The 20,794-nt window shown below is 73.3% G+C and carries 16 protein-coding genes; 7 read left to right on the top strand and 9 right to left on the bottom strand.

From position 1 onward, the window contains the following. Positions 1 to 34 precede the first annotated feature (34 nt). Entirely contained in the window at positions 35 to 199 is a 165-nt protein-coding gene (locus QUY26_RS08605) for a hypothetical protein (RefSeq protein WP_289956405.1), read from the top strand. Between the two features lie 82 nt (positions 200 to 281). Here the strand turns inward: QUY26_RS08605 and acnA are convergent, their stop codons facing one another. Both acnA and QUY26_RS08615 read right to left on the bottom strand, forming a co-directional pair. Then, on the bottom strand, positions 282 to 2,996 hold the full coding sequence (acnA, locus tag QUY26_RS08610) for an aconitate hydratase AcnA (protein WP_289944721.1): 2,715 nt from the start codon (positions 2,994 to 2,996) through the stop codon (positions 282 to 284). Between the two features lie 264 nt (positions 2,997 to 3,260). Continuing rightward, positions 3,261 to 4,271 (bottom strand): LacI family DNA-binding transcriptional regulator, encoded by a 1,011-nt coding sequence (locus QUY26_RS08615; RefSeq protein ID WP_289944723.1) that lies wholly within the window; start codon positions 4,269 to 4,271, stop codon positions 3,261 to 3,263. A gap of 179 nt (positions 4,272 to 4,450) precedes the next feature. Between QUY26_RS08615 and QUY26_RS08620 the strand changes: the two genes are divergently transcribed. The 3 genes from QUY26_RS08620 (at position 4,451) to QUY26_RS08630 (ending at position 9,667) form a co-directional block, all read left to right on the top strand. After that, positions 4,451 to 6,448 (top strand): amidohydrolase, encoded by a 1,998-nt coding sequence (locus tag QUY26_RS08620; RefSeq protein WP_289944724.1) that lies wholly within the window; start codon positions 4,451 to 4,453, stop codon positions 6,446 to 6,448. Positions 6,449 to 6,611: 163 nt separating this feature from the next. Continuing rightward, positions 6,612 to 8,141 (top strand): UDP-N-acetylglucosamine 1-carboxyvinyltransferase, encoded by a 1,530-nt coding sequence (locus QUY26_RS08625; RefSeq protein WP_289944726.1) that lies wholly within the window; start codon positions 6,612 to 6,614, stop codon positions 8,139 to 8,141. 68 nt (positions 8,142 to 8,209) lie between these two features. Further along, positions 8,210 to 9,667: a hypothetical protein gene (locus QUY26_RS08630; protein WP_289944729.1), complete on the top strand. Its 1,458-nt coding sequence runs from the start codon at positions 8,210 to 8,212 to the stop codon at positions 9,665 to 9,667. A 71-nt stretch (positions 9,668 to 9,738) separates the two neighbouring features. Here the strand turns inward: QUY26_RS08630 and QUY26_RS08635 are convergent, their stop codons facing one another. From QUY26_RS08635 to QUY26_RS08650, 4 genes are all read right to left on the bottom strand, one after another. After that, positions 9,739 to 10,362: a hypothetical protein gene (locus tag QUY26_RS08635; RefSeq protein WP_289944731.1), complete on the bottom strand. Its 624-nt coding sequence runs from the start codon at positions 10,360 to 10,362 to the stop codon at positions 9,739 to 9,741. Between the two features lie 114 nt (positions 10,363 to 10,476). Next, the gene (locus QUY26_RS08640) at positions 10,477 to 11,313 is read right to left on the bottom strand and encodes an alpha/beta fold hydrolase (protein ID WP_289944733.1); all 837 of its coding nucleotides are present in this window, start codon (positions 11,311 to 11,313) and stop codon (positions 10,477 to 10,479) included. Further along, on the bottom strand, positions 11,313 to 11,711 hold the full coding sequence (locus tag QUY26_RS08645; RefSeq protein ID WP_289944734.1) for a RidA family protein: 399 nt from the start codon (positions 11,709 to 11,711) through the stop codon (positions 11,313 to 11,315). Before QUY26_RS08645 ends, QUY26_RS08640 begins: the two co-directional genes overlap by 1 nt. Positions 11,712 to 11,768: 57 nt before the next feature. Beyond that, a complete protein-coding gene (locus QUY26_RS08650) occupies positions 11,769 to 12,932 on the bottom strand; it encodes an acyl-CoA dehydrogenase family protein (protein ID WP_289944736.1) in 1,164 nt (387 codons plus the stop codon). 126 nt (positions 12,933 to 13,058) lie between these two features. Between QUY26_RS08650 and QUY26_RS08655 the strand changes: the two genes are divergently transcribed. Together QUY26_RS08655 and QUY26_RS08660 are read left to right on the top strand one after the other, a co-directional pair. Next, positions 13,059 to 14,723 carry an AMP-binding protein gene (locus QUY26_RS08655; protein WP_289944737.1) on the top strand — a complete coding sequence of 555 codons (1,665 nt, stop codon included), beginning with the start codon at positions 13,059 to 13,061 and terminating at the stop codon, positions 14,721 to 14,723. 9 nt (positions 14,724 to 14,732) lie between these two features. Continuing rightward, entirely contained in the window at positions 14,733 to 15,563 is an 831-nt protein-coding gene (locus QUY26_RS08660; RefSeq protein WP_289944738.1) for a PaaX family transcriptional regulator, read from the top strand. Between the two features lie 150 nt (positions 15,564 to 15,713). Here the strand turns inward: QUY26_RS08660 and QUY26_RS08665 are convergent, their stop codons facing one another. Continuing rightward, positions 15,714 to 18,050, bottom strand: a complete 2,337-nt coding sequence (locus QUY26_RS08665) for a bifunctional salicylyl-CoA 5-hydroxylase/oxidoreductase (RefSeq protein ID WP_289955601.1) — start codon at positions 18,048 to 18,050, stop codon at positions 15,714 to 15,716. Next, complete coding sequence (locus QUY26_RS08670) at positions 18,047 to 18,874, bottom strand: enoyl-CoA hydratase family protein (RefSeq protein WP_289944739.1); 828 nt, start codon at positions 18,872 to 18,874, stop codon at positions 18,047 to 18,049. The genes QUY26_RS08665 and QUY26_RS08670 overlap by 4 nt, the downstream gene beginning before the upstream one ends. Positions 18,875 to 19,197: 323 nt before the next feature. Between QUY26_RS08670 and QUY26_RS08675 the strand changes: the two genes are divergently transcribed. Continuing rightward, positions 19,198 to 19,623: an ATP-binding protein gene (locus QUY26_RS08675; RefSeq protein ID WP_354670675.1), complete on the top strand. Its 426-nt coding sequence runs from the start codon at positions 19,198 to 19,200 to the stop codon at positions 19,621 to 19,623. A gap of 57 nt (positions 19,624 to 19,680) precedes the next feature. Here the strand turns inward: QUY26_RS08675 and argF are convergent, their stop codons facing one another. After that, positions 19,681 to 20,691, bottom strand: coding sequence for an ornithine carbamoyltransferase (gene argF, locus QUY26_RS08680; protein ID WP_289944740.1), 1,011 nt, complete (start codon positions 20,689 to 20,691; stop codon positions 19,681 to 19,683). Positions 20,692 to 20,794 lie beyond the last annotated feature (103 nt).

A 20,794-nucleotide genomic window follows, 5' to 3' on the forward strand; every position in this document is an offset into this window, starting at 1 on the left:
TCTTGCCGAGGCCAAAGTCGCGTGCTACTGGTGCGTGGAACTCGACCGGGACAAGCGCCTCGCGGTGCACGAGTACTGGCAGCACGCCGAGACCCGGACGTACATCCCCGCCCCCATGCACCCCGTGCACCACGACAAGCTGAGCACCGAGCTCCCCTTCCCCGTCGAGATCGATCTCACGGCGCTCCTGGAGTTCTGACCCGGCGACAACACGAGGGCCGCACCCCCCGACGTCGGGGGGTGCGGCCCTCAACCGCTGAGCGCTGAGCGCTGACGCCTGCTTACTTGCGGATCAGCGAACGCAGCACGTACTGCATGATGCCGCCGTTGCGGTAGTAGTCCGCCTCGCCGGGGGTGTCGATGCGGACGACCGCGTCGAACTCCACGCCGGTGTCGGTGGTGACCTTGACCGTGCGCGGGGTGGTGCCGTTGTTCAGCTCCTCGACGCCGGTGAAGGAGAAGGTCTCCTCGCCGGTGAGACCGAGCGAGTCGGCGGACTGACCCTCGGGGAACTGGAGCGGAAGGACGCCCATGCCGATGAGGTTCGAGCGGTGGATGCGCTCGTACGACTCGGTGATGACGGCCTTGACGCCGAGGAGCGCGGTGCCCTTGGCGGCCCAGTCGCGGGACGATCCGGAGCCGTACTCCTTGCCGCCCAGGATGACCAGCGGGGTGCCCTGCTCGATGTAGTTGCGCGAGGCGTCGTAGATGAAGGAGACCGGCGCGTCTTCCTTGGTGAAGTCGCGGGTGAAGCCGCCCTCGGTGCCCGGCGCGAGCTGGTTGCGCAGGCGGATGTTGGCGAACGTGCCGCGGATCATGACCTCGTGGTTGCCGCGGCGCGAGCCGTAGCTGTTGAAGTCGCGGCGGGCGACGCCGTGCTCCGTGAGGTACTGGCCGGCCGGGGTGTCGGCCTTGATGGCGCCGGCCGGGGAGATGTGGTCGGTGGTGACCGAGTCGCCCAGCTTGGCGAGGACGCGGGCGCCGGTGATGTCCTTGACCGGGGCCGGCTCCATCTGCATGCCCTCGAAGTACGGGGGCTTGCGGACGTAGGTGGACTCGGTGTCCCACTCGAAGGTGTTGCCGGTCGGGATCGAGAGCGCCTGCCACTGGGCGTCGCCCGCGAACACGTCGGAGTAGGACTTGTTGAACATGTCCTCGCCGATGGAGTTGGCGACGACGTCGTTGACCTCGGCCTCGGTCGGCCAGATGTCGGCGAGGAAGACGGGCTTGCCGTCCTGGTCCGTGCCGAGCGCGTCCTTGGTGATGTCCACCTTCATCGAACCCGCGATGGCGTACGCGACGACCAGCGGCGGCGACGCCAGGTAGTTCATCTTGACGTCGGGGTTGATGCGGCCCTCGAAGTTCCGGTTGCCGGAGAGGACGGACGTCACGGCCAGGTCGTGGTCGTTGACGGCCTTCGAGACCTCCTCGGGCAGCGGGCCCGAGTTGCCGATGCAGGTGGTGCAGCCGTAGCCGACCAGGTTGAAGCCGACCTTGTCCAGGTACGGGGTGAGGCCCGCCTTGTCGAAGTAGTCGGTGACGACCTTCGAGCCCGGGGCGAGGGTGGTCTTGACCCACGGCTTGCGGGTCAGGCCCTTCTCGACGGCCTTCTTCGCGACGAGCGCGGCGGCGACCATCACGTACGGGTTCGAGGTGTTGGTGCAGGACGTGATCGCGGCGACCGTGACGGCGCCGTGGTCGATCTCGTACGTCGAGCCGTCGGGGGCGGTCACGGTGACCGGGTTCGACGGGACGCCGTTGGTGGTGGCCGGGGCGTCGGAGGCCGGGAAGGACTCCTTGCCCGCCTCGTCGGCGGTGTCGACGTAGTTGCGCACGTCGAGGGCGAACTGCTGCGCGGCGTTCGCGAGGACGATGCGGTCCTGCGGGCGCTTGGGACCGGCGATCGACGGGACGACCGTGGAGAGGTCCAGCTCCAGCTTCTCGGAGAAGTCCGGCTCGGCGGCCGGGTCCAGCCAGAGGCCCTGCTCCTTGGCGTACGCCTCGACGAGCGCGACCTGCTGCTCGGAGCGGCCGGTCAGACGCAGGTAGTTCAGGGTCTCGCCGTCGATCGGGAAGATCGCGGCGGTGGAGCCGAACTCCGGCGACATGTTGCCGATGGTGGCGCGGTTGGCGAGCGACGTGGCGGCGACGCCCTCGCCGTAGAACTCGACGAACTTGCCGACGACGCCGTGCTTGCGCAGCATCTCGGTGATCGTGAGCACCAGGTCCGTGGCGGTGGTGCCCGGCTTCAGCTCGCCGGTCAGCTTGAAGCCGACGACGCGCGGGATGAGCATCGAGACCGGCTGGCCCAGCATCGCGGCCTCGGCCTCGATGCCGCCGACGCCCCAGCCGAGGACGCCGAGGCCGTTGACCATGGTGGTGTGCGAGTCGGTGCCGACGAGGGTGTCGGGGTACGCCTGGCCGTTACGGACCATGACGGTCCTGGCCAGGTGCTCGATGTTCACCTGGTGCACGATGCCGGTGCCCGGCGGGACGACCTTGAACTCGTCGAACGCGGTCTGGCCCCAGCGCAGGAACTGGTAGCGCTCCTTGTTGCGGCCGTACTCCAGCTCCACGTTCTGGCCGAAGGCGTCCTTCGTGCCGAACTTGTCCGCGATGACGGAGTGGTCGATGACCAGCTCGGCCGGGGCCAGCGGGTTGATCTTGGCCGGGTCGCCGCCCAGCTCCTTCACGGCCTCACGCATCGTGGCGAGGTCCACGACGCACGGCACGCCGGTGAAGTCCTGCATGATCACGCGGGCCGGCGTGAACTGGATCTCCTGGCTCGGCTGCGCCTGGGAGTCCCAGGAGCCGAGCGCGCGGATGTGGTCGGCGGTGATGTTCGCGCCGTCCTCGGTACGGAGCAGGTTCTCCAGGAGGACCTTCAGGCTGTAGGGAAGGCGTGCGGAGCCCTCGACCTTGTCCAGCTTGAAGATCTCGTACGACTCGTCGCCCACGCGCAGCGTGGCGCGGGCGTCGAAGCTGTTCGCCGACACGACAGTCTCCTTCATATATGTGCGCAGTCCACCGCATCCTGCCGCTACGACTTCTCGCCAATCCGCTAAGGTAAGGCTAAGTTAGGTAACCCTTACCTTCAGACCGGCGACGCGTGCGGCTGCGGCACGCCTCGGCAGATATCTCGATGTCGAGATAACTCTAATACATGACCCGCCGTGACGACGAGGCGCGCCCCGCTGCACTTGTCACAGCGGCGGTCCGCCCGGCCCCGGTCGACGCCCTCACGGAAGACGTCGACGACCTCACGGCATCCTCGGCCGCCGCCCGCCCCGGGACGAGGTCCGTGCGTGGAGCGCCGCCGGTACGAGCGTCGGGCCGGGTGCCGGCGGGTGGGCGCCCTCGACCAGGGCGACCAGGCGGTCCACGGCAGCGCGGGCCATGAGTTCCGGGTTGAGGCTCACCGTGCTGACGGGCGGCGCGGTGCGCGCGTACCCCGGGTCCTCGCTGGCGCACACCAGGAGCAGGTCATCGGGGACGCGCAGGCCGTGGCGGCGCGCGGCCGCGAGGAGTTGGTGGCCGCCCGGGTCGTAGGCGGCGTACACCGCGTCGGCGCGGTCGGCGCCGGTGAGCAGTCCGTCGAAGGCCCGGCCCGCGGCGTCGGCCGCGTCGAACCGCACGGCGCGCGCGGCGACACCGCGCTCCGCGCACCACTGCTCGTACGTCTGCGTCACCGCGCGCGCGTAGGTCTCGGCGCCGCTGCCCGCCTGCAGGGCCACGCGCCGGGCGCCGGCCGCCGTCAGGTGGTCGAGGACCTCGCGGGTGGTGGCGGTGTGGTCGTTGTCGATCCAGTGGTCGCCCTCGCGCACGTCGCCGGGGACGCCGTCGAAGACGACCGGGATGCCGCGGGCGCGCAGGGCCCGCGCCATCGGGTCGCCCGGCGGGCTGTCGGCGATGAGCATGCCGTCGACGGCGAGCGTGTGCCAGGCCGCGTCGGCGAGCCGGTCGGCGGGCAGCGTCGTGAGCGCGTAGCCGTGCGCGTGCGCGGCGGCGGTGGCCGCGGTGACGGCCCGTGAGAAGTAGGCGATCTCGGCGTAGTTCCAGGGGCCGGGGAACGTGGTGACGGCGATGCCGAGCGTGCGGGTGCGCGGGCCCCTGCGCGGGGCGCCGTAGCCGAGCGCCGTCGCGGTCGCGCGGACCCGCCGCCGGGTCGCGTCGGACAGCCGCCCGGTCCCGTTGAGCGCGTGCGAGACGGTCGCGGTCGACACCTCGGCGGCGCGCGCGACGTCGGCGAGGGTCGGTCCGCTGTCCGGCACGCGGACATCGTACGGACGGAGGGGGTCGGGGACAGGAGGGCGGGGGGCGGGGCGAGAGGGTGTGCGGGCCACGTGCGCGTGGGGCTGCGGAATCCGTCGTTCGGGGTGGGTTCTGGTTAACGGGTTACTCACGGAGCGTGCGGTCACTGCCCCGTCGACGTATGCGCCTTGGAGTGGCCATGTCTGCTGAGTCCGCTGAGTCCGCCGAGTCCGCTGAGTCCGCCGAGCCGATCGCATCACCCGCGCCGCAGGCGCCCGAGGGGCCGGGAGCGCCGGAAGCACCGGAAGTGCCGGAAGTGCCGGAAGTGCCGGAAGCATCGACTTCGCATCTTGCCCGGCGCCGCCTGCTCGCCGCCGCCGGTGCCGTCGGCGCCGCCGGATTCGTCGCCGCGACCGGCACGCCCGCCGCCGCCTCGGCCGGGCACGGCCCCCGCCGCAGTGCCGCCCTCGTCGTGCACAACGCCCGCGTGTTCACCGGCGTGCGCGGCTCCGGGCCCGCGCGGGCGGTCGCCGTCGGGCGGGACGGGCGGATACTCGCCGTCGGGTCGGACGCCGAGGTGCGGCGGTTCGCGGGGCGGGACACTGAGGTCGTCAACGGGCGCGGCGGCAGCCTGCTCAGCGGGATCCACGACGCGCACGCCCACCCGACGGACGCGGCCACGCGCTCGCTGAGGCCCTCGCTCGACGGTGCCGAGCAGACCGTCGAGGAGCTGCGGAAGACCCTCACCGGGTTCCTGAAGGACACCTCCGGCGACGAGCCGGACGGCTGGCTCGTCGTGGAGGACTGGAACCCGGTGGGCCTGCTGCCGCGCGGCACCGCCCCGCACCACTCGATGCTCGACGCCCTGCCCACCCGCCGCCCCCTCGCCCTGCGCGGCGCCGACGGCCACAACATGTGGGTCAACCAGCGCGCCCTGGACATCGCGAAGATCACCGCCACGACACCGGACCCCGTCGGCGGCAAGATCGTCAAGGGGCCCGACGGCAAGCCGACCGGCGTGCTCAAGGACGACGCGCAGCCCCTGGTGTCCCGGCACATCCCCGAGCCCGACGAGGCCGCGCTCGTCGCCGCGGCCGCGAAGGTGTTCGCCGAGGCGGCGGCATCGGGGATCACCACGTTCATGGAGGCGGTGACGGGCGCGGACGAGCTGGCCCTGTACCGGGCGCTCGCCGCCGCGGGCAAGCTGCCGCAGCGGGTCGTGCCCGCGCTCCGGCTCACCTCCGAGCAGGTCAAGGACCCGCGCGCATCGCTTGCGTACGTGAAGAAGCTGCGCGCCGGCTTCGACGCAGTGCGCGGGCTCCGGTTCGGGACCGTCAAGGTGTTCCTCGACGGCGTCATCGAGTATCCGGCGCAGACCGCCGCGCTGCTCGAGCCCTATCTGGACAAGGACGGCAGGCCCACCGATCACCGCGGCGACCTGTATGTGTCGGCCGCCGACCTCGGACGGCTCGCCGCCGCCCTCAACGCCGAGGGCTGGCAGCTGCACGCGCACGCCATCGGCGACCGGGCCGTGCGCACCGCCCTCGACGGGTACGCGTACGCCCTGCGCCGCACCGGCCGCCGTGACGTCCGCAACACCATCGCGCACCTCCAGCTCGTCGACCCGTCCGATCTGCCCCGCTTCGCCGAACTCGGCGTCGTGGCTTGTATGCAGCTGCAATGGGCGACGCGGAACGCCTGGACGGTGGACTCGCTGCTCCCCTACCTCGGCGCGCCCCGGCACCGCTGGCTGTACCCGGCGCGCAGCCTGCAGGCGCACGGCGCGCGGTTGTCGGGTGGCTCCGACTGGCCGGTCGATCCGCTCCAGGTGTGGAACCAGGTCCGCACCGCCGTCGACCGGCGCGGCACGGACGCCGAGGGCGAGGGCGACCTGTACCGCGCGAAGGAGGGCATCAGCCGTACGTCGTCCCTGCTCACGCACACCCTCGGCAGCGCGCGGCAGCTCCGCGTGGAGCGCCTCACCGGGACCGTCGAGTGCGGCAAGCAGGCGGATCTGGTGCTGCTCGACCGCGATGTGACGCGGTGTCCGGTGGCCGAGATCAGCGGCGTCGAGGTGCGCCTCACGCTCGGCGGAGGCACAGTGGTGCACGACGGCGAGTCGCCGTCGGGGCGCGCCGCCGCCGCCCGGGTGACGCGGGCGGCGGGCCGGCCCCGGGTGACCTGCGGCTGCGGCTGAGCGCGGGCGACGAGCCGGGCCCGGTGCGGCCCGGCTCAACTCCCGGGCGCAGGGCGGCCCCCGAGGGCGCGAGCGCGGCCGCGCGCCCCGCTGGGAACCGGTCACTCCACCAATGGCCCACCCCAGCGCGTACGCCATCTCATATCTGAGATAGCCTGCACCTATGGCAGACGACTACCTCGTACGCATCGGCAAGCTCATCCGTGACGCCCGGCAGCACCGTGGCTGGACTCAGGCGCAGTTGGCCGAGGCGCTCAACACCAGCCAGAGCGCTGTCAACCGCATCGAGCGCGGCAACCAGAACATCAGCCTTGAGATGATCGCCCGCATCGGTGAGGCGCTCGACAGTGAGATCGTCTCGCTCGGCTATGCCGGTCCGATGCATCTGCGGGTCGTCGGCGGCCGTCGCCTCTCCGGCTCCATCGACGTCAAGACGAGCAAGAACGCCTGTGTCGCTCTGCTGTGCGCGTCGCTGCTCAACAAGGGCCGCACGGTGCTGCGCCGCGTCGCCCGCATCGAGGAGGTCTACCGCCTCCTGGAAGTCCTCAACTCCATCGGCGTGCGCACGCGTTGGATCAACGACGGCGTCGACCTGGAGATCGTGCCGCCCGCGCAGCTCGACATGGACGCCATCGACGCGGAGGCCGCCCGCCGCACCCGCTCGATCATCATGTTCCTGGGCCCGCTCCTGCACCGCATGGACCACTTCAAGCTGCCCTACGCGGGCGGCTGCGACCTGGGCACCCGCACGATCGAGCCACACATGATCGCGCTGCGCCGCTTCGGCCTGGACATCGCCGCGACCGAGGGGCTCTACCACGCGGAGGTCGCCCGCGACGTCACGCCCGACCGCCCGATCGTCCTGACCGAGCGCGGCGACACGGTGACGGAGAACGCGCTCCTCGCCGCCGCCCGCAGCGCCGGCACCACGGTCATCCGCAACGCCTCCTCCAACTACATGGTCCAGGACCTGTGCTTCTTCCTGGAGGCGCTCGGCGTCAAGGTCGAGGGCATCGGCACCACGACGCTGACCGTGCACGGCGTCCCCACCATCGACGTCGACGTGGACTACTGCCCGTCCGAGGACCCGGTCGAGGCGATGAGCCTGCTGGCCGCCGCCGTCGTGACCGAGTCCGAGCTGACCGTCAAGCGGGTGCCGATCGAGTTCCTGGAGATCGAGCTCGCGGTTCTCGAGGAGATGGGCCTCGACCACGACCGGTCGCCGGAGTACGCGGCGGACAACGGCCGCACCCGCCTCATCGACCTCACGGTGCGCCCCTCCAAGCTGGAGGCGCCCATCGACAAGATCCACCCGATGCCGTTCCCCGGCCTCAACATCGACAACGTCCCCTTCTTCGCGGCCATCGCGGCGGCGGCCCAGGGCCAGACCCTCATCCACGACTGGGTCTACGACAACCGCGCGATCTACCTGACGGACCTCAACCGCCTGGGCGGCCGCCTCCAGCTCCTGGACCCGCACCGCGTCCTGGTCGAGGGCCCGACGCGCTGGCGCGCCGCCGAGATGATGTGCCCGCCCGCGCTGCGGCCCGCCGTGGTGGTGCTGCTCGCGATGATGGCGGCCGAGGGCACGTCGGTGCTGCGCAACGTGTACGTGATCAACCGCGGCTACGAGGACCTGGCGGAGCGGCTGAACTCGGTCGGCGCGCAGATCGAGACGTTCCGGGACATCTGAGGCGTCCGGGGCGGTCGTTACCCGCCCTCGTTGGAGTCCGGGCGGGTCCCGGTGTGAAGGTGTGCCCCATGCCACCTCGCACCGTGACCCGCCTGTTCGCCGTCTGCGCCGCGCTCGCCCTGCTCGCGGGGTGCGGCTCCGGCGGCTCAGATAGTGACGGGTCCGGCGAGTCCGGCCGGGACGCGTCCGCTTCGCGGGCCCCGGACGTCGTGCCGACCGAGAGCCGGCCGCCCGTGCCCGGGCGCGGCTCCGGCGACCCGGACGACATCAACGGCGACGGCCACCGCGACCTGCTCATGAAGGTTTCGGGGCCCGACCCCCGGAGCCGCGGCGGCGGAGCGTCCCACATCGCCGTGGTCTTCGGCACCGGGCGCGGCCTCGACCCGACGGTCCGCAGCGTGTTCTCGTCGCGCCGGCTCGGGCTGCCCGCCGTGCAGGCCCCGGGGACCGGGGTCGTGCTCCCGGAGACCACCGCCGACCTGGACGACGACGGCTTCCCCGACTTCCTCAGCCGCGGCGGCGAGGAGATCCCCGAGGCGGAGCGCGGCCCCACCGGCTCCTCCCACCGCCGGATCGAGTACGTGACGTGGGGCGGCCCGGACGGGCCCCGGCCCACCGCGACGGCGACCCGTCTGCGACTGCCCGCGCAGGACGCGGCGGAGGGCTACGGCGCGATCGTGCGCGGCGACTTCGACGGCGACGGGCGCCACGACCTGGCGGGGCTGCGGCAGGACGGCACGGCCGTGGTGCTGTTGTTCGGCCCGTTCACGCGCGCGGGAGCGGCGGCGCGCACGGAGCGGCGCCCCCTGTCCGAGGACGGCCCGGCGTCCTACGGCAGGCTCCACGCGGACGAGCTGCCCGCCACCGGCAAGCCCCGCACCACCGGCCTGTTCGTGCACTACGGCAACGACGGCGAGCAGTCCGCGGGCGCCTACTTCGCCGCCCGCCCCGGCGGCGGCCTCGCCGCCACCGCTCGCTCGGTGCGCAAGGGGAACGGCCACGCCTTCGGCGACTTCGACGGGGACGGCACCCGTGACCTCGCGGTCGGCGACGACGGCGGACGCAACAACGAGCCGGGCGCCTCGAAGGAGGACGCCGACGTCCACGGCAGTTACGCCGTCTACCCGGGCGGCGACGGAGCCGTGCGCACCCACCTGCCGCCCGAGGGCGCCCGCCAGGGCTCCTACACGGCCGTCGACCCCGACGGCGACGGCCGCGACGCGCTCCTGCGCGGCACTCCCCGCAACCCGGTCCTCATCGACGGCGACCGCCGCGTCGGCCGACTCGTCCGCAGGCCGCCCGCCCGCGTCGACGGCACCCGCATCCCCGTCGGCAGCGGCACGCACCAGGTGCACACCGCCGCCGACTTCGACGGCGACGGCAAGGACGAGGTGGTCCTCTCCTGGACCTCGACGAGGCTCACCGCCGTCAACGGCTCGGAGCCGACGCACTGGTGGATCACGGACGGCGTGGGCGCGAAGGACGACGCGGCGTTCTCCTCGCGGAGGTTCGCGCGGCGGGGGTGAGGCGGGTGGGCGCGGCGGGGCTGCTCCCGAGCCGCCGGGCTCCTCCTCGGAAGGCTCCGGGGAGCAGCGGTTCAGGCAGGCGCCGCGGTGCCGGTGGAGGCGTCCCCCACCGTCTCGGCGACACGGTCGGCCAGGTCCTCCCACGGACGCGGACCGACGACCGGCACGCCGGCGGCCCGCGCCTGCGCGGCGAGCCACCGGCCGTACAGCACGCTGACGCGTGCGCGATGGCGCTGGGGTCCGGCCGCCGGCTCCCGGCGCAGGTAGTTGGCCGTCACCTGTCCCTCGTCGTCCTCGTGGAGAAAGACGGCACGGACCGGGCCATGGGGCGTCGCCGGTCCGGGCAGGACGTAGTCCCCTTCCAGGATCACCGGGGTGTCGGTGCCCACATGGTTGGCCACCACCGCCTCGATCGCCGGCTCCAGCGCCTTGGCGATCGCGATCTGCCGCTCGACCACCGACTCGGGCGTCTGGTCGGCGGCCTCCGGGTGAGTGCGCCAGAAGTGGACCTCCGGCAGGTGCTCGGGCAGCGTCACCGCGAGGAGTGCCTCCACGATGTCGTCGACCTCCACGACGGGGACGTCGTACCGTCGCGCCAATGCCCGTCCGACACCGGTCTTCCCCATCCCCGACGCGCCCCCCACGACGAGCACCCGCCAGTCGGGAGGACTCTTCACCGCATCCGTACCGTCCACGCGGGCAGAGTACTGGAGCCACTCCTTTCACCTGAGCCACATCAGCCGCAGCGGTCCCCGTTCGGGGAACGGTCGCGGTGGCCGTTCCCCGACGGCTGCCCATGAAGGACGAGCTCAGGCCTTGTCCACGAACTCCCTGATCGCGTCGGCCAAGCCGTCCGGGCGGTCGAGGGGGATCAGGGTGCCGCAGCGGTCCAGCTCCACCAGGTGCCCCTGGGGCAGCAGCGTGGCCAGCCTGCGGCCGTGCTCGGGAGGCATCATGCGGTCCTGCTCGCCCCAGACGACCAGGGCGGGGCGGTCGTAAGCCCGCAGGCCGTCGACGGCCGCCATCATGTCCGTCTTGCGGACGGACCGCAGGTAGTCGACGAGGACGCGGCGCGCGCGGGGGTCCTTGCGCAGCGGTTCGATCCAGTGGTCGATCAGGTCGTGCGGTACGGGCCGGTGGGCCATCACCGCGTACCCGGTGCCGGGCAGGCGCCGCAGCGGGCGGACGGCGAGCCCGTGCGCGAGCAGCGCGATGCCGCCGGGCACCTTCGACGCCAGGTCAAGGAGCTTGCCGCCCGCGCCCGGCGGATAGTTGTCGAAGGCCTCGCAGCCCGCGATCACCAGACGGCCCACGCGCTCGGGCCGCTCCGTGACCAGTTGCTGGAGCCGGCCGCCGTCGTTCTCGACGAACACCGTCTCGTCGCCGAGCGCGAGGGCGTCGGCGAACTCGCCGACGAGCAGCGCCATCGTGCGCGGCGTGAGCGCGGCGCCCGGCTTCAGCGGCAGACGATGGCTGCCGTACGGGAGCGTCGGCACCAGGCAGCGGAAGGCGGCGCCGAGCCGGTCGACGACGTGCCGCCACACCGTGCCGTCCTGGGCGGGCCCGTGCACCAGGACGACCGGCACGCCGTCCCCGCCGCTGTCCTCGTACGCGATCGGGCCCACGCCGAGTTCGACCCGCGGCATCAGTCGACCACCGCGATCCCGTCCAGCTCCACCAGGCACTCCTCGTCCCACAGCCGGACCGCGCCGATCACCGCCATCGCGGGGTAGTCGCGGCCCGCCAACTTCTTCCAGATCCGGCCGAGTTCGGGGGCGTGGGCGCGGTAGTCGGCGACGTCGGTGGCGTACACCGTGACGCGGGCGAGGTCGGCCGGGGTGCCGCCGGCCGCGCGCAGGGCGGCCAGGAGGTTGGCGAGGGCGCGCTCGAACTGCTCCGGCAGGCTCCCGCCCGCGGGCTTGCCGTCGGTGTCGAGCGCGGTCTGCCCGGCGAGGAAGACGAGGCGGCCGCCGGTGGCGACGACGGCGTGCGAGAAGCCGGTGGGCGGGGAGAGGTCGGCGGGGTTGAGTCGGTCGAGGCTCATGCGGTGGTGCGCTCCTTCTGGGTCGCGTTCACTGACGTGGCCACTGTCCGCTCGAAGCTATCGCTGCCGCGCGGCCGCCGGGTCGGCGGCCTCCGCCCGCACGGGCTGTCTCCCGTACAACTCCTTGGCGATGACGGCCCGTTGGACCTCGCTCGCGCCCTCGTAGATGCGCGGGGCCCGCACCTCGCGGTACAGGTGTTCCAGGAGGTGGCCCTGGCGCAGGGCGCGGGCGCCGTGCAGCTGGACGGCGGTGTCGACGACGAACTGGGCGGTCTCCGTGGCGAACAGCTTCGCCATCGCCGCGCGCCCCGCGATGTCCGGCTCGTCGCGGTCGTACGCCGCCGCGGCCGCGTACACGAGAAGGCGTGCCGCCTCCGTGCGCGTCGCCATCTCGGCCACCTGGTGGGACACCGCCTGCAGGTCCTTCAGCTTGCCGCCGAAGGCGTCCCGTGCCGCGGTGTGCGCGAGCGTGGCGTCGAGGGCGGCCTGGGCCATGCCGACGGCGAAGGCGCCGACGCTGGGGCGGAAGCGGTTGAGGGTGGTCATGGCGACGCGGAAGCCGCGGTCGCGCTCGCCGAGGGCGTCGTCGGCGCCGACGCGGACGCCGTCGAAGGCGAGGGTACCGATCGGGTGCGGCGAGAGCATCGCGAGGGGGGTGCCGGTCAGGCCCGCGCGGTCGGCGGGCACGAGGAAGGCGGTGACGCCGCGGGCGCCCGCGTCCGGGGTCGTACGGGCGAAGACGGTGTAGAAGTCGGCTTCGGGCGCGTTCGAGATCCAGGACTTCTCGCCGGTCAGGCGCCAGGCGCCGGGGCCGTCGGGCTCGGCGGTCAGGGCCAGGGCGGCCGCGTCGGAGCCCGCGCCGGGCTCGGAGAGGGCGAAGGCGGCGACGGCACGGCCCGCGCGCACGGGCGGCAGCCAGCGCTCGCGCTGCGCCGGGGAGCCGTGGGCGTGCACGGGGTGGGCGCCGAGGCCTTGGAGGGCGAGGGCGGTCTCGGCCTCCGTGCAGACGCGGGCGAGGGACTCGCGCAGCAGGCACAGGTCGAGCGCGCCGGAGTCGAACAGGGCGTCCAGGAGCCCCAGTTCGCCGAGCTCCTGGACCAGGGGGCGGTTCACGCGGCCGGGGTCCCCCTTGTCGGCGAGGGGGAGCAGCCGCTCGGCGGTGAGCTCCCGCAGCCGTTCACACCGGGCGGTCTCTTCCGGATTGAGCGAGAATGCGGTCATCCCGGTCCTCTCCCCTCGCGCGCCGCTCCATCGCGTTTATCGCGCACCGTTGACTGTCGTCACCATCACGATACGCTCGTCTGGCTGGCGCACCACAACGCCCGACCGGCAAAGGGGCGAGGCACCATGGAGACATCCGGCCACGTCGACACTTTCGCGCGGGACCACCTCCCGCCCCGCGAGCAGTGGCCCGCGCTGGTCCACGACCGGCCCGAGCTGCACTATCCGGACCGCCTCAACTGCGGCACGGAACTGCTCGACCGCTCGGCCGAGCGGCACGGCGCCGACCGGCCCGCGTTCCGGACGGCCGACGGCGCCGTCTGGACGTACGGGCGGCTCCGGGAGCAGGTCGACCGGATCGCGCGCGTCCTCACCGACGAGCTGGGCGTGGTCCCCGGCAACCGCGTGCTGCTGCGCGGCGCCACCACGCCGTGGCTCGCCGCGTGCTGGCTGGCGGTGATGAAGGCGGGCGGGGTCGCGGTGACCGTCCTCGCCCAGCAGCGCACCCAGGAGCTGGCCACGATCTGCGAGATCGCGCAGGTCTCGCACGCCCTGTGCGACGTCCGCGCGGTCGACGACCTGACGAAGGCCGGGGTGCCCGGCCTCGCCGTGACGACGTACGGCGGCGAGGGCCCCGACGACCTCGTCGCCCGCGCGGCGGCCCGCCCCCCGGCCGCGTACGCCGCCGTGGACACCGCCGCCGACGACGTGGCCCTGATCGCGTTCACCTCGGGCACCACGGGCCGCCCCAAGGGCTGCATGCACTTCCACCGCGACGTGCTCGCCATCGCGGACACCTTCGCGCGCCACGTCCTCAAGGCCCGCCCCGACGACGTGTTCGCGGGCAGCCCCCCGCTGGGCTTCACGTTCGGCCTCGGCGGCCTGGTGATCTTCCCGCTGCGCGTCGGCGCCTCGTCCCTGCTCCTCGAACAGGCGGGCCCGCGCCAGCTCCTGCCCGCGATCGCGGAACACGGCGTGAGCGTGCTGTTCACGGCGCCGACGGCGTACCGGGCGATGCTGGACGAGCTGCCCGCGCCCGCGTCGGACGAGTCCCCGGAGCAGCCCCCCACCCCTCCCCCGCCCCTCGCCTCCCTGCGCCGCTGCGTGTCCGCGGGCGAGAACCTGCCGGCCGCGACCTGGCAGGCCTGGTACGAACGCACGGGCCTGCGCGTCATCAACGGCATCGGCGCCACGGAACTCCTGCACATCTTCATCTCCGCCGCCGACGAGGCGATCCGCCCCGGCACCACCGGCCTGCCCGTGCCCGGCTGGCAGGCGCGCGTGGTCGACGAGGCGGGCGTGCCCGTGCCGGACGGCGAGCCGGGACTCCTCGCGGTCCGCGGCCCGGTCGGCTGCCGCTATCTGGCCGACCCCCGGCAGCGCGAGTACGTGCGCCACGGCTGGAACATCACCGGCGACACCTACGTCCGCGACAGCGACGGCTACTTCCGGTACGTCGCACGCGCGGACGACATGATCATTTCGGCCGGGTTCAACATCGCGGGCCCGGAGGTCGAGGAGGCGCTGCTTCGCCACCCGGACGTGGTGGAGACCGCGGTCGTGGGCCGCCCCGACGAGCGGCGCGGGCAGGTGGTCGTGGCGTACGTGGTGCTGCGCGCGGGCGCGGTGGCGGACGCGGAGCGGCTGCGGGAGTTCGTGAAGGCGGAGCTGGTGCCCTACAAGTGCCCGCGGGAGCTGGTGTTCCTGGAGACGCTGCCGCGCACGGCCACGGGAAAGCTCCAGCGCTTCCGGCTCCGCGAGCCCGGGGCCGGGGCCGGGGCCGGGGCCTAGAGTGATCACGTGTCCGAGCAGCACACTCCCAGGTCCCTGATCGTCACGTTCTACGGGGCGCACGGCCGGGCCACGCCCGGCCCCGTGGCCGTGGCCGAACTGGTCCGGCTCCTCGCGCCGGTGGGCGTGGACGCGCCGTCCGTGCGGTCGTCGGTGTCCCGCCTGAAGCGGCGGGGGCTGCTGGTGCCCGCGCGTACGGCGGCCGGGGGCGCCGGGTACGCCCTCTCCCCCGACGCCCGTCAGCTCCTGGAGGACGGTGACCGGCGCATCTACCGGCCGTGGGCCGACCGGCAGGACCGCGGTGGCGGCTGGGTGCTCGCCGTGTTCTCCGTCCCCGAGGCCGAGCGCAACAAACGGCACGTGCTGCGCTCACGGCTCGCGGGGCTCGGCTTCGGGAGTGCGGCGCCCGGTGTGTGGATCGCCCCGGCCCACCTCGACGAAGAGGCCCGCCACACCCTCGAACGCCTCCATCTCTCCTCGTACGTCGACCTGTTCCGCGGGGAGCACCTCGGCTTCGCGCCGACCGCTGAGGCGGTGGCGCGGTGGTGGGACCTCACTGCCCTCGCCAAGCAGCACGAGGCCTTTCTGGACCGCCACGAGCCGGTCCTGCGGGCCTGGCGGTCCCGGGCCGACACGCCCCCCGAACAGGCCTACCGCGACCACCTCCTCGCCCTGGACTGCTGGCGTCACCTCCCCTACGCCGATCCCGGGCTGCCCGGGCACCTCCTGCCGGAGGACTGGCCGGGGCGGCGCTCCGCGGAGGTGTTCCGGGCACTGGACGAGCGACTGCGGGAGGCGGGGCGGGAGTTCGCGTCGGGGGCGGGGGCGGGCGCGGGCTGAGCGGGGCCCTGCCGGGGGCTCCCCCATCCCGCCCCGTCCCACCCCTTCCCGAACCTGGGACTCCGCCCCAGACCCCGCTCCTCGAACGCCGGAGGGGCTGAATACTCAGCCGCACATCTTCCAGCCCGCCCGGCGCTTGAGGACGGCCCCTCAACCCCCCAACGACAACCGCGGCTTCGGCGCGTCCGTGCGGCCCGTCTGGGGGCGGCGGCTGCCCGCGCGGTACTGGGCGGGCCAGGTGGCGCCGGGGCCCGTGTAGTTCTGTTCGGCCGCCGCGTGGAGGGTCCAGTGGGGGTCGTAGAGGTGGGGGCGGGCCAGGGCGCAGAGGTCGGTGCGGCCCGCGAGGAGGAGGGAGTTGACGTCGTCCCAGGAGGAGATGGCGCCGACCGCGATGACGGGGACGGAGGTCTCGTTGCGGATGCGGTCGGCGAAGGGCGTCTGGTAGGAGCGGCCGTAGGCGGGGCGTTCGTCGGCGACGACCTGGCCGGTGGAGACGTCGATGGCGTCGGCGCCGTGCGCGGCGAACGCGCGGGCCACGGCGACGGCGTCGTCCGCGGTGTTGCCGCCGTCGGCCCAGTCGGTGGCGGAGATGCGGACGGTCATGGGCCGGTCGGCGGGCCACACGTCGCGTACGGCGTCGAAGACTTCGAGGGGGAAGCGGAGCCGGGCTTCGAGGGAGCCGCCGTAGGCGTCGGTGCGGTGGTTGGTGAGGGGGGAGAGGAAGCTGGAGAGCAGATAGCCGTGGGCGCAGTGGAGTTCGAGGAGGTCGAAGCCACAGGCGGCGGCGCGCCGGGCGGCGGCCACGAACTCGTCCCGGACGGCGGGGAGTTCGGCGGCTGACAGCGCGTGGGGGGTCTGGTTCGCCGGGGTGTACGGGAGGGCCGAGGGGGCGACGAGCGGCCAGTTGCCGTCCGGCAGGGGCTCGTCGATGCCGTCCCACATCAGCTTCGTGGAGCCCTTGCGGCCGGAGTGGCCGAGCTGCACGCCGAGCGCCGTGGCGGGCGCCTGAGTGTGGGCGAAGTCCACGATCCGGGCCCAGGCGGCGGCCTGTTCGTCGGTGTAGAGGCCGGCGCAGCCCGGCGTGATGCGGCCCCGCTCGCTGACGCACACCATCTCGGTCATGACCAGGCCCGCCCCGCCGAGCGCCCGGGCGCCCAGGTGGACCAGGTGGAAGTCGCCGGGCACGCCGTCCTCGGCGGAGTACATGTCCATGGGGGACACGACGACGCGGTTGCGGAGCTCCAGGCCGCGCAGGCGGAAGGGCGTGAACATCGGGGGCGTGCCGGGCGGGCAGCCGAAGTCCCGTTCCACGGCCTCCGTGAAGCCCGCGTCGCGCAGGCGCAGGTTGTCGTGCGTGACGCGGCGGCTGCGGGTGAGCAGGTTGAACGCGAACTGCCGGGGCGGCTGGCCGAGGTAGGTCGGCAGCTCCTCGAACCACTGCAGGCTGGCGCGGGCGGCGCGCTGCGTGGACTCGACGACGGGGCGGCGCTCGGTCTCGTACGCGGCGAGGGCGGTGGGGATGTCGGGCTGCTCCTGGAGGTTCGCGGCGAGGGCGAGGGCGTCCTCGACGGCGAGCTTGGTGCCGGAGCCGATGGAGAAGTGCGCGGTGTGGGCGGCGTCGCCGAGCAGGACGGTGTTGCCGTGCGACCAGTGGGCGTTGACGACGGTCCTGAAGGTGAGCCAGGAGGAGTTGTTGGAGCGCAGGGGGCGGCCGCCGAGCGCGTCGGCAAAGAGCTTGGCGCACCGTTCGACGGACGCGGCCGCGTCGAGCTCGGCGAACCCGGCGGCCTCCCAGACCTCTTCGCGCATCTCGACGATGACGGTGGACGCGCCGGAGGTGGCGGCGGTCGCGGCCTCGTACGGGTAGCCGTGCAGCTGCATCACGCCGTGCTCGGTCTCGGCGATCTCGAAGCGGAACGCGTCGAAGGCGAAGTCGGCGGCGAGCCAGATGTAGCGGCAGCGGTGGCTGGTGAGGGTGGGGCGGAAGACCTCGGGGTGGGCCTCGCGGGTGACGCTGTGCACGCCGTCCGCGGCGATCACCAGGTCGTAGGTGGTGGCGAGGGTGGCGGCGGGCGGGGCCTCGGTACGGAAGCGGAGGTTCACGCCGAGGTCGCGGCAGCGCTCGTGCAGGACGGCGAGCAGCGTCCGGCGCCCGAGCGCGGCGAAGCCGTGGCCGCCGGAGGTGTGGCGGGTGTCGCCGCGCACGATGTCGATGTCGTCCCAGCGGACGAACTCCTTCTGCAGCGCGGCGTACACGAGGGGGTCGGCGTGCTCGATGCCGCCGAGCGTCTCGTCGGACAGCACGACGCCGAAACCGAAGGTGTCGTCCGGCGCGTTCCGCTCCCAGACGGTGACCTCGCGGTCCGGGTCGAGCCGCTTGAGCAGGGCGGCGGCGTAGAGCCCGCCGGGGCCTCCGCCGATGACGGCGATCCGGTGGGCCCCGCCCTCGCCGTCCGGCGGGGCGGGCGCCGCGGCCGGGCCCCTCACCGCCCCTGCCACTTCGGCGCCCGCTTCTCCGTGAACGCCGCGTGGAACTCGGCGTAGTCCTCGCCGTTCATCAGCAGCGCCTGGGTCGCCGCGTCCATCTCGACGGCGGCCGCGAGCGGCATGTCGAGCTCCGCGGTGAGCAGGGCCTTCGTCTGGGCGTACGCCAGGGCGGGGCCTTCGGCCAGGCGGCGGGCCAGGGCCGCGGCGGCCTCCCCCGCCTTGCCCTCGTCGGTCAGCTCGCTGATGAGGCCGATGCGCTCGGCCTCGGGGGCGCGCACCGGCTCGCCCAGCATCAGCAGGCGCGTGGCGTGGCCGAGGCCGACGACGCGCGGCAGCAGATACGCCGCGCCCATGTCGCCGCCGGAGAGCCCCACCTTGGTGAACAGGAACGAGAATCGCGCCGAGGGGTCGGCGACCCGGAAGTCCGCGGCGAGCGCGAGCACCGCGCCCGCGCCCGCGGCCACCCCGTGCACCGCGGCGACCACCGGGAACGGGCATTCCCGCAGGGCCCGCACGACCTGGCCGGTCATGCGGTTGAAGTCGAGCAGCTGCGCGGTGTCCATGGCGAGCGTGGCGCCGATGATCTCGTCCACGTCGCCGCCGGAGCAGAAGCCGCGGCCCTCGCCGCCGAGGACGAGGGCCCGCACGGACCGCTCCCGGGACAGCTCGGCGAGCAGGTCGCGCAGGTCGGCGTAGGCACCGAAGGTGAGGGCGTTCAGCTTCTCGGGGCGGGCGAGCGTGACGGTGGCGACGCCGTCGTCGACGGTGAGGCGCAGATGCCGCCACTCGGGGGTGCGTGCGGTGGAGCCGGTGAAGGGACTCATGACGTGCGGCCTCCTGGGTCGGGGGCGGCGGGGCCGGTGCGCGGGCCTTGGCCGGGGCGGGGTCGGCGCGCCGGGGCGCGGTCTCGCTCCCTCTCGAAGTTATCACTCGTCGGTGACTGTCGTCACGAGTGCGCGATACGCGGGGAGTGCCGGAGACGGTCACGCCGACCGCAGAGGCATAAGTCCCGCCATGTCCTGGCATCAGGCCGCAAACCGGCCGACGGACGCCCCTGTCGCCGCTCGGCTTAGGATTCGTACGGTTGACAGCAGGACCACCCCAGGCTCCTCTGCTCGGGACCACCTGCTCGCCGAACGGACCCGCCTTGCCCGAACCGCACGCCCCCGCCTCCTGGCGCATCGGACTGCCGCACACCACGGCAGCCGTGCCGATCGCGCGCGCCCTGGTCCGCACGGCCCTGATCGACATCGGCTCCACCGCGGACACCGACACCGCGGAACTCCTGACCGCCGAGCTGGTCGCCAACGCCGTGGAGCACGCCCCGGGGCACGACCCGATAGAGCTGGTCATCGAGCTGCTGCCGACCAGCTGCCAGGTCGAGGTGCGCGACTCCAGCCCGATCCCGCCGGGCGACCTGAGCGACCCGTCGCCGGACGACGAGCCCGACCCCTGGCAGGAGCACGGCCGCGGCCTGCTCCTCATCCGCACCCTCAGCTCGTCCTGCGGCCACCGGCCCACGGAGTCCGGCAAGGCCGTGTGGTTCACGCTCCGGGCGCCGGCCGACCACTGACACCCCCGCGGGACCGGCCGACCCTGACACCCCCGCGGGACCGCGACCCCCGAGGCCTCAGGCGAGCGTCGCCACCAGAACCGCCTTGATCGTGTGCATACGGTTCTCCGCCTCGTCGAAGACGACCGAGTGCGCCGACTCGAAGACCTCGTCCGTGACCTCCAGCGAGTCCCGCCCGTGCCGCTCGGCCACCTCGCGCCCGACCTGCGTGGCCAGGTCGTGGAAGGCGGGCAGGCAGTGCAGGAACTTCACGTCGGGGTTGCCGGTGGCGCGCAGCACGTCCATCGTGACCGCGTACGGGCCGAGGGCGGCGATGCGCTCGTCCCAGACCTCGGTGGGCTCCCCCATCGACACCCATACGTCGGTGGCGACGAAGTCGGCGCCCGCGACGCCCTCGGCGACGTCCTCGGTGAGCGCGATCCGCGCTCCGGTGGCCTCGGCGAGCACCCGCGCGCGGGCGACGACGTCCGCCGCGGGCCAGTACGCCCTGGGCGCCACGATCCGCACGTCCATGCCGAGCAGGGCGCCGGTGACCAGGTAGGAGTTGCCCATGTTCAGGCGGGCGTCGCCGAGGTAGGCGAGGGTGATCCGCTCCAGGGGCTTGGCGCAGTGCTCGGTCATCGTCAGGACGTCGGCGAGCATCTGCGTGGGGTGCCAGGCGTCGGTCAGGCCGTTGTAGACGGGCACGCCCGCGTGTGCGGCAAGGGTCTCGACGGTCTCCTGGGCGTCGCCGCGGAACTGGATGGCGTCGTACATGCGGCCGAGGACGCGGGCGGTGTCCTTGACGGACTCCTTCTTGCCGATGTGCGCCCCGGCGGGGTCGATGTAGGTGGTGGCGGCGCCCTGGTCGGCGGCGGCCACCTCGAAGGAGCAGCGGGTCCTCGTGGAGGCCTTCTCGAAGATCAGCGCGATGTTCCTGCCGGTCAGGCGCCGGACCTCGGTCCCGGCCTTCTTGGCGGCCTTCAGCTCCGCCGCCAGGGCGAGCAGACCGCGGAGCTCGTCGGCGGTGAAGTCCAGCTCCTTGAGGAAGTGGCGGCCGGTGAGGTCGGTCGTGGCTGTCGTCGCCATGGAGCGCTCCTGGGGTACGCGTACGTCGAGGCGGGCGGGGACCCTTGAAAGTCTATACGATCTTTCACATTTATATGCAGGCCCCCGCGCCCGCCCCGTCCCG

Source organism: Streptomyces flavofungini (genome assembly GCF_030388665.1).
Classification (GTDB): domain Bacteria; phylum Actinomycetota; class Actinomycetes; order Streptomycetales; family Streptomycetaceae; genus Streptomyces; species Streptomyces flavofungini_A.

Bases quoted from the DNA above. Each gene is read 5' to 3' on its own strand.
- QUY26_RS08620 (WP_289944724.1), top strand. From the start codon at position 4,451: ATGTCTGCTGAGTCCGCTGAGTCCGCCGAGTCCGCTGAGTCCGCCGAG.
- QUY26_RS08625 (WP_289944726.1), top strand. From the start codon at position 6,612: ATGGCAGACGACTACCTCGTACGCATCGGCAAGCTCATCCGTGACGCC.
- QUY26_RS08630 (WP_289944729.1), top strand. From the start codon at position 8,210: ATGCCACCTCGCACCGTGACCCGCCTGTTCGCCGTCTGCGCCGCGCTC.
- QUY26_RS08640 (WP_289944733.1), bottom strand. From the start codon at position 11,313: ATGCCGCGGGTCGAACTCGGCGTGGGCCCGATCGCGTACGAGGACAGC.
- QUY26_RS08645 (WP_289944734.1), bottom strand. From the start codon at position 11,711: ATGAGCCTCGACCGACTCAACCCCGCCGACCTCTCCCCGCCCACCGGC.
- QUY26_RS08650 (WP_289944736.1), bottom strand. From the start codon at position 12,932: ATGACCGCATTCTCGCTCAATCCGGAAGAGACCGCCCGGTGTGAACGG.
- QUY26_RS08655 (WP_289944737.1), top strand. From the start codon at position 13,059: ATGGAGACATCCGGCCACGTCGACACTTTCGCGCGGGACCACCTCCCG.
- QUY26_RS08670 (WP_289944739.1), bottom strand. From the start codon at position 18,874: ATGAGTCCCTTCACCGGCTCCACCGCACGCACCCCCGAGTGGCGGCAT.
- argF (WP_289944740.1), bottom strand. From the start codon at position 20,691: ATGGCGACGACAGCCACGACCGACCTCACCGGCCGCCACTTCCTCAAG.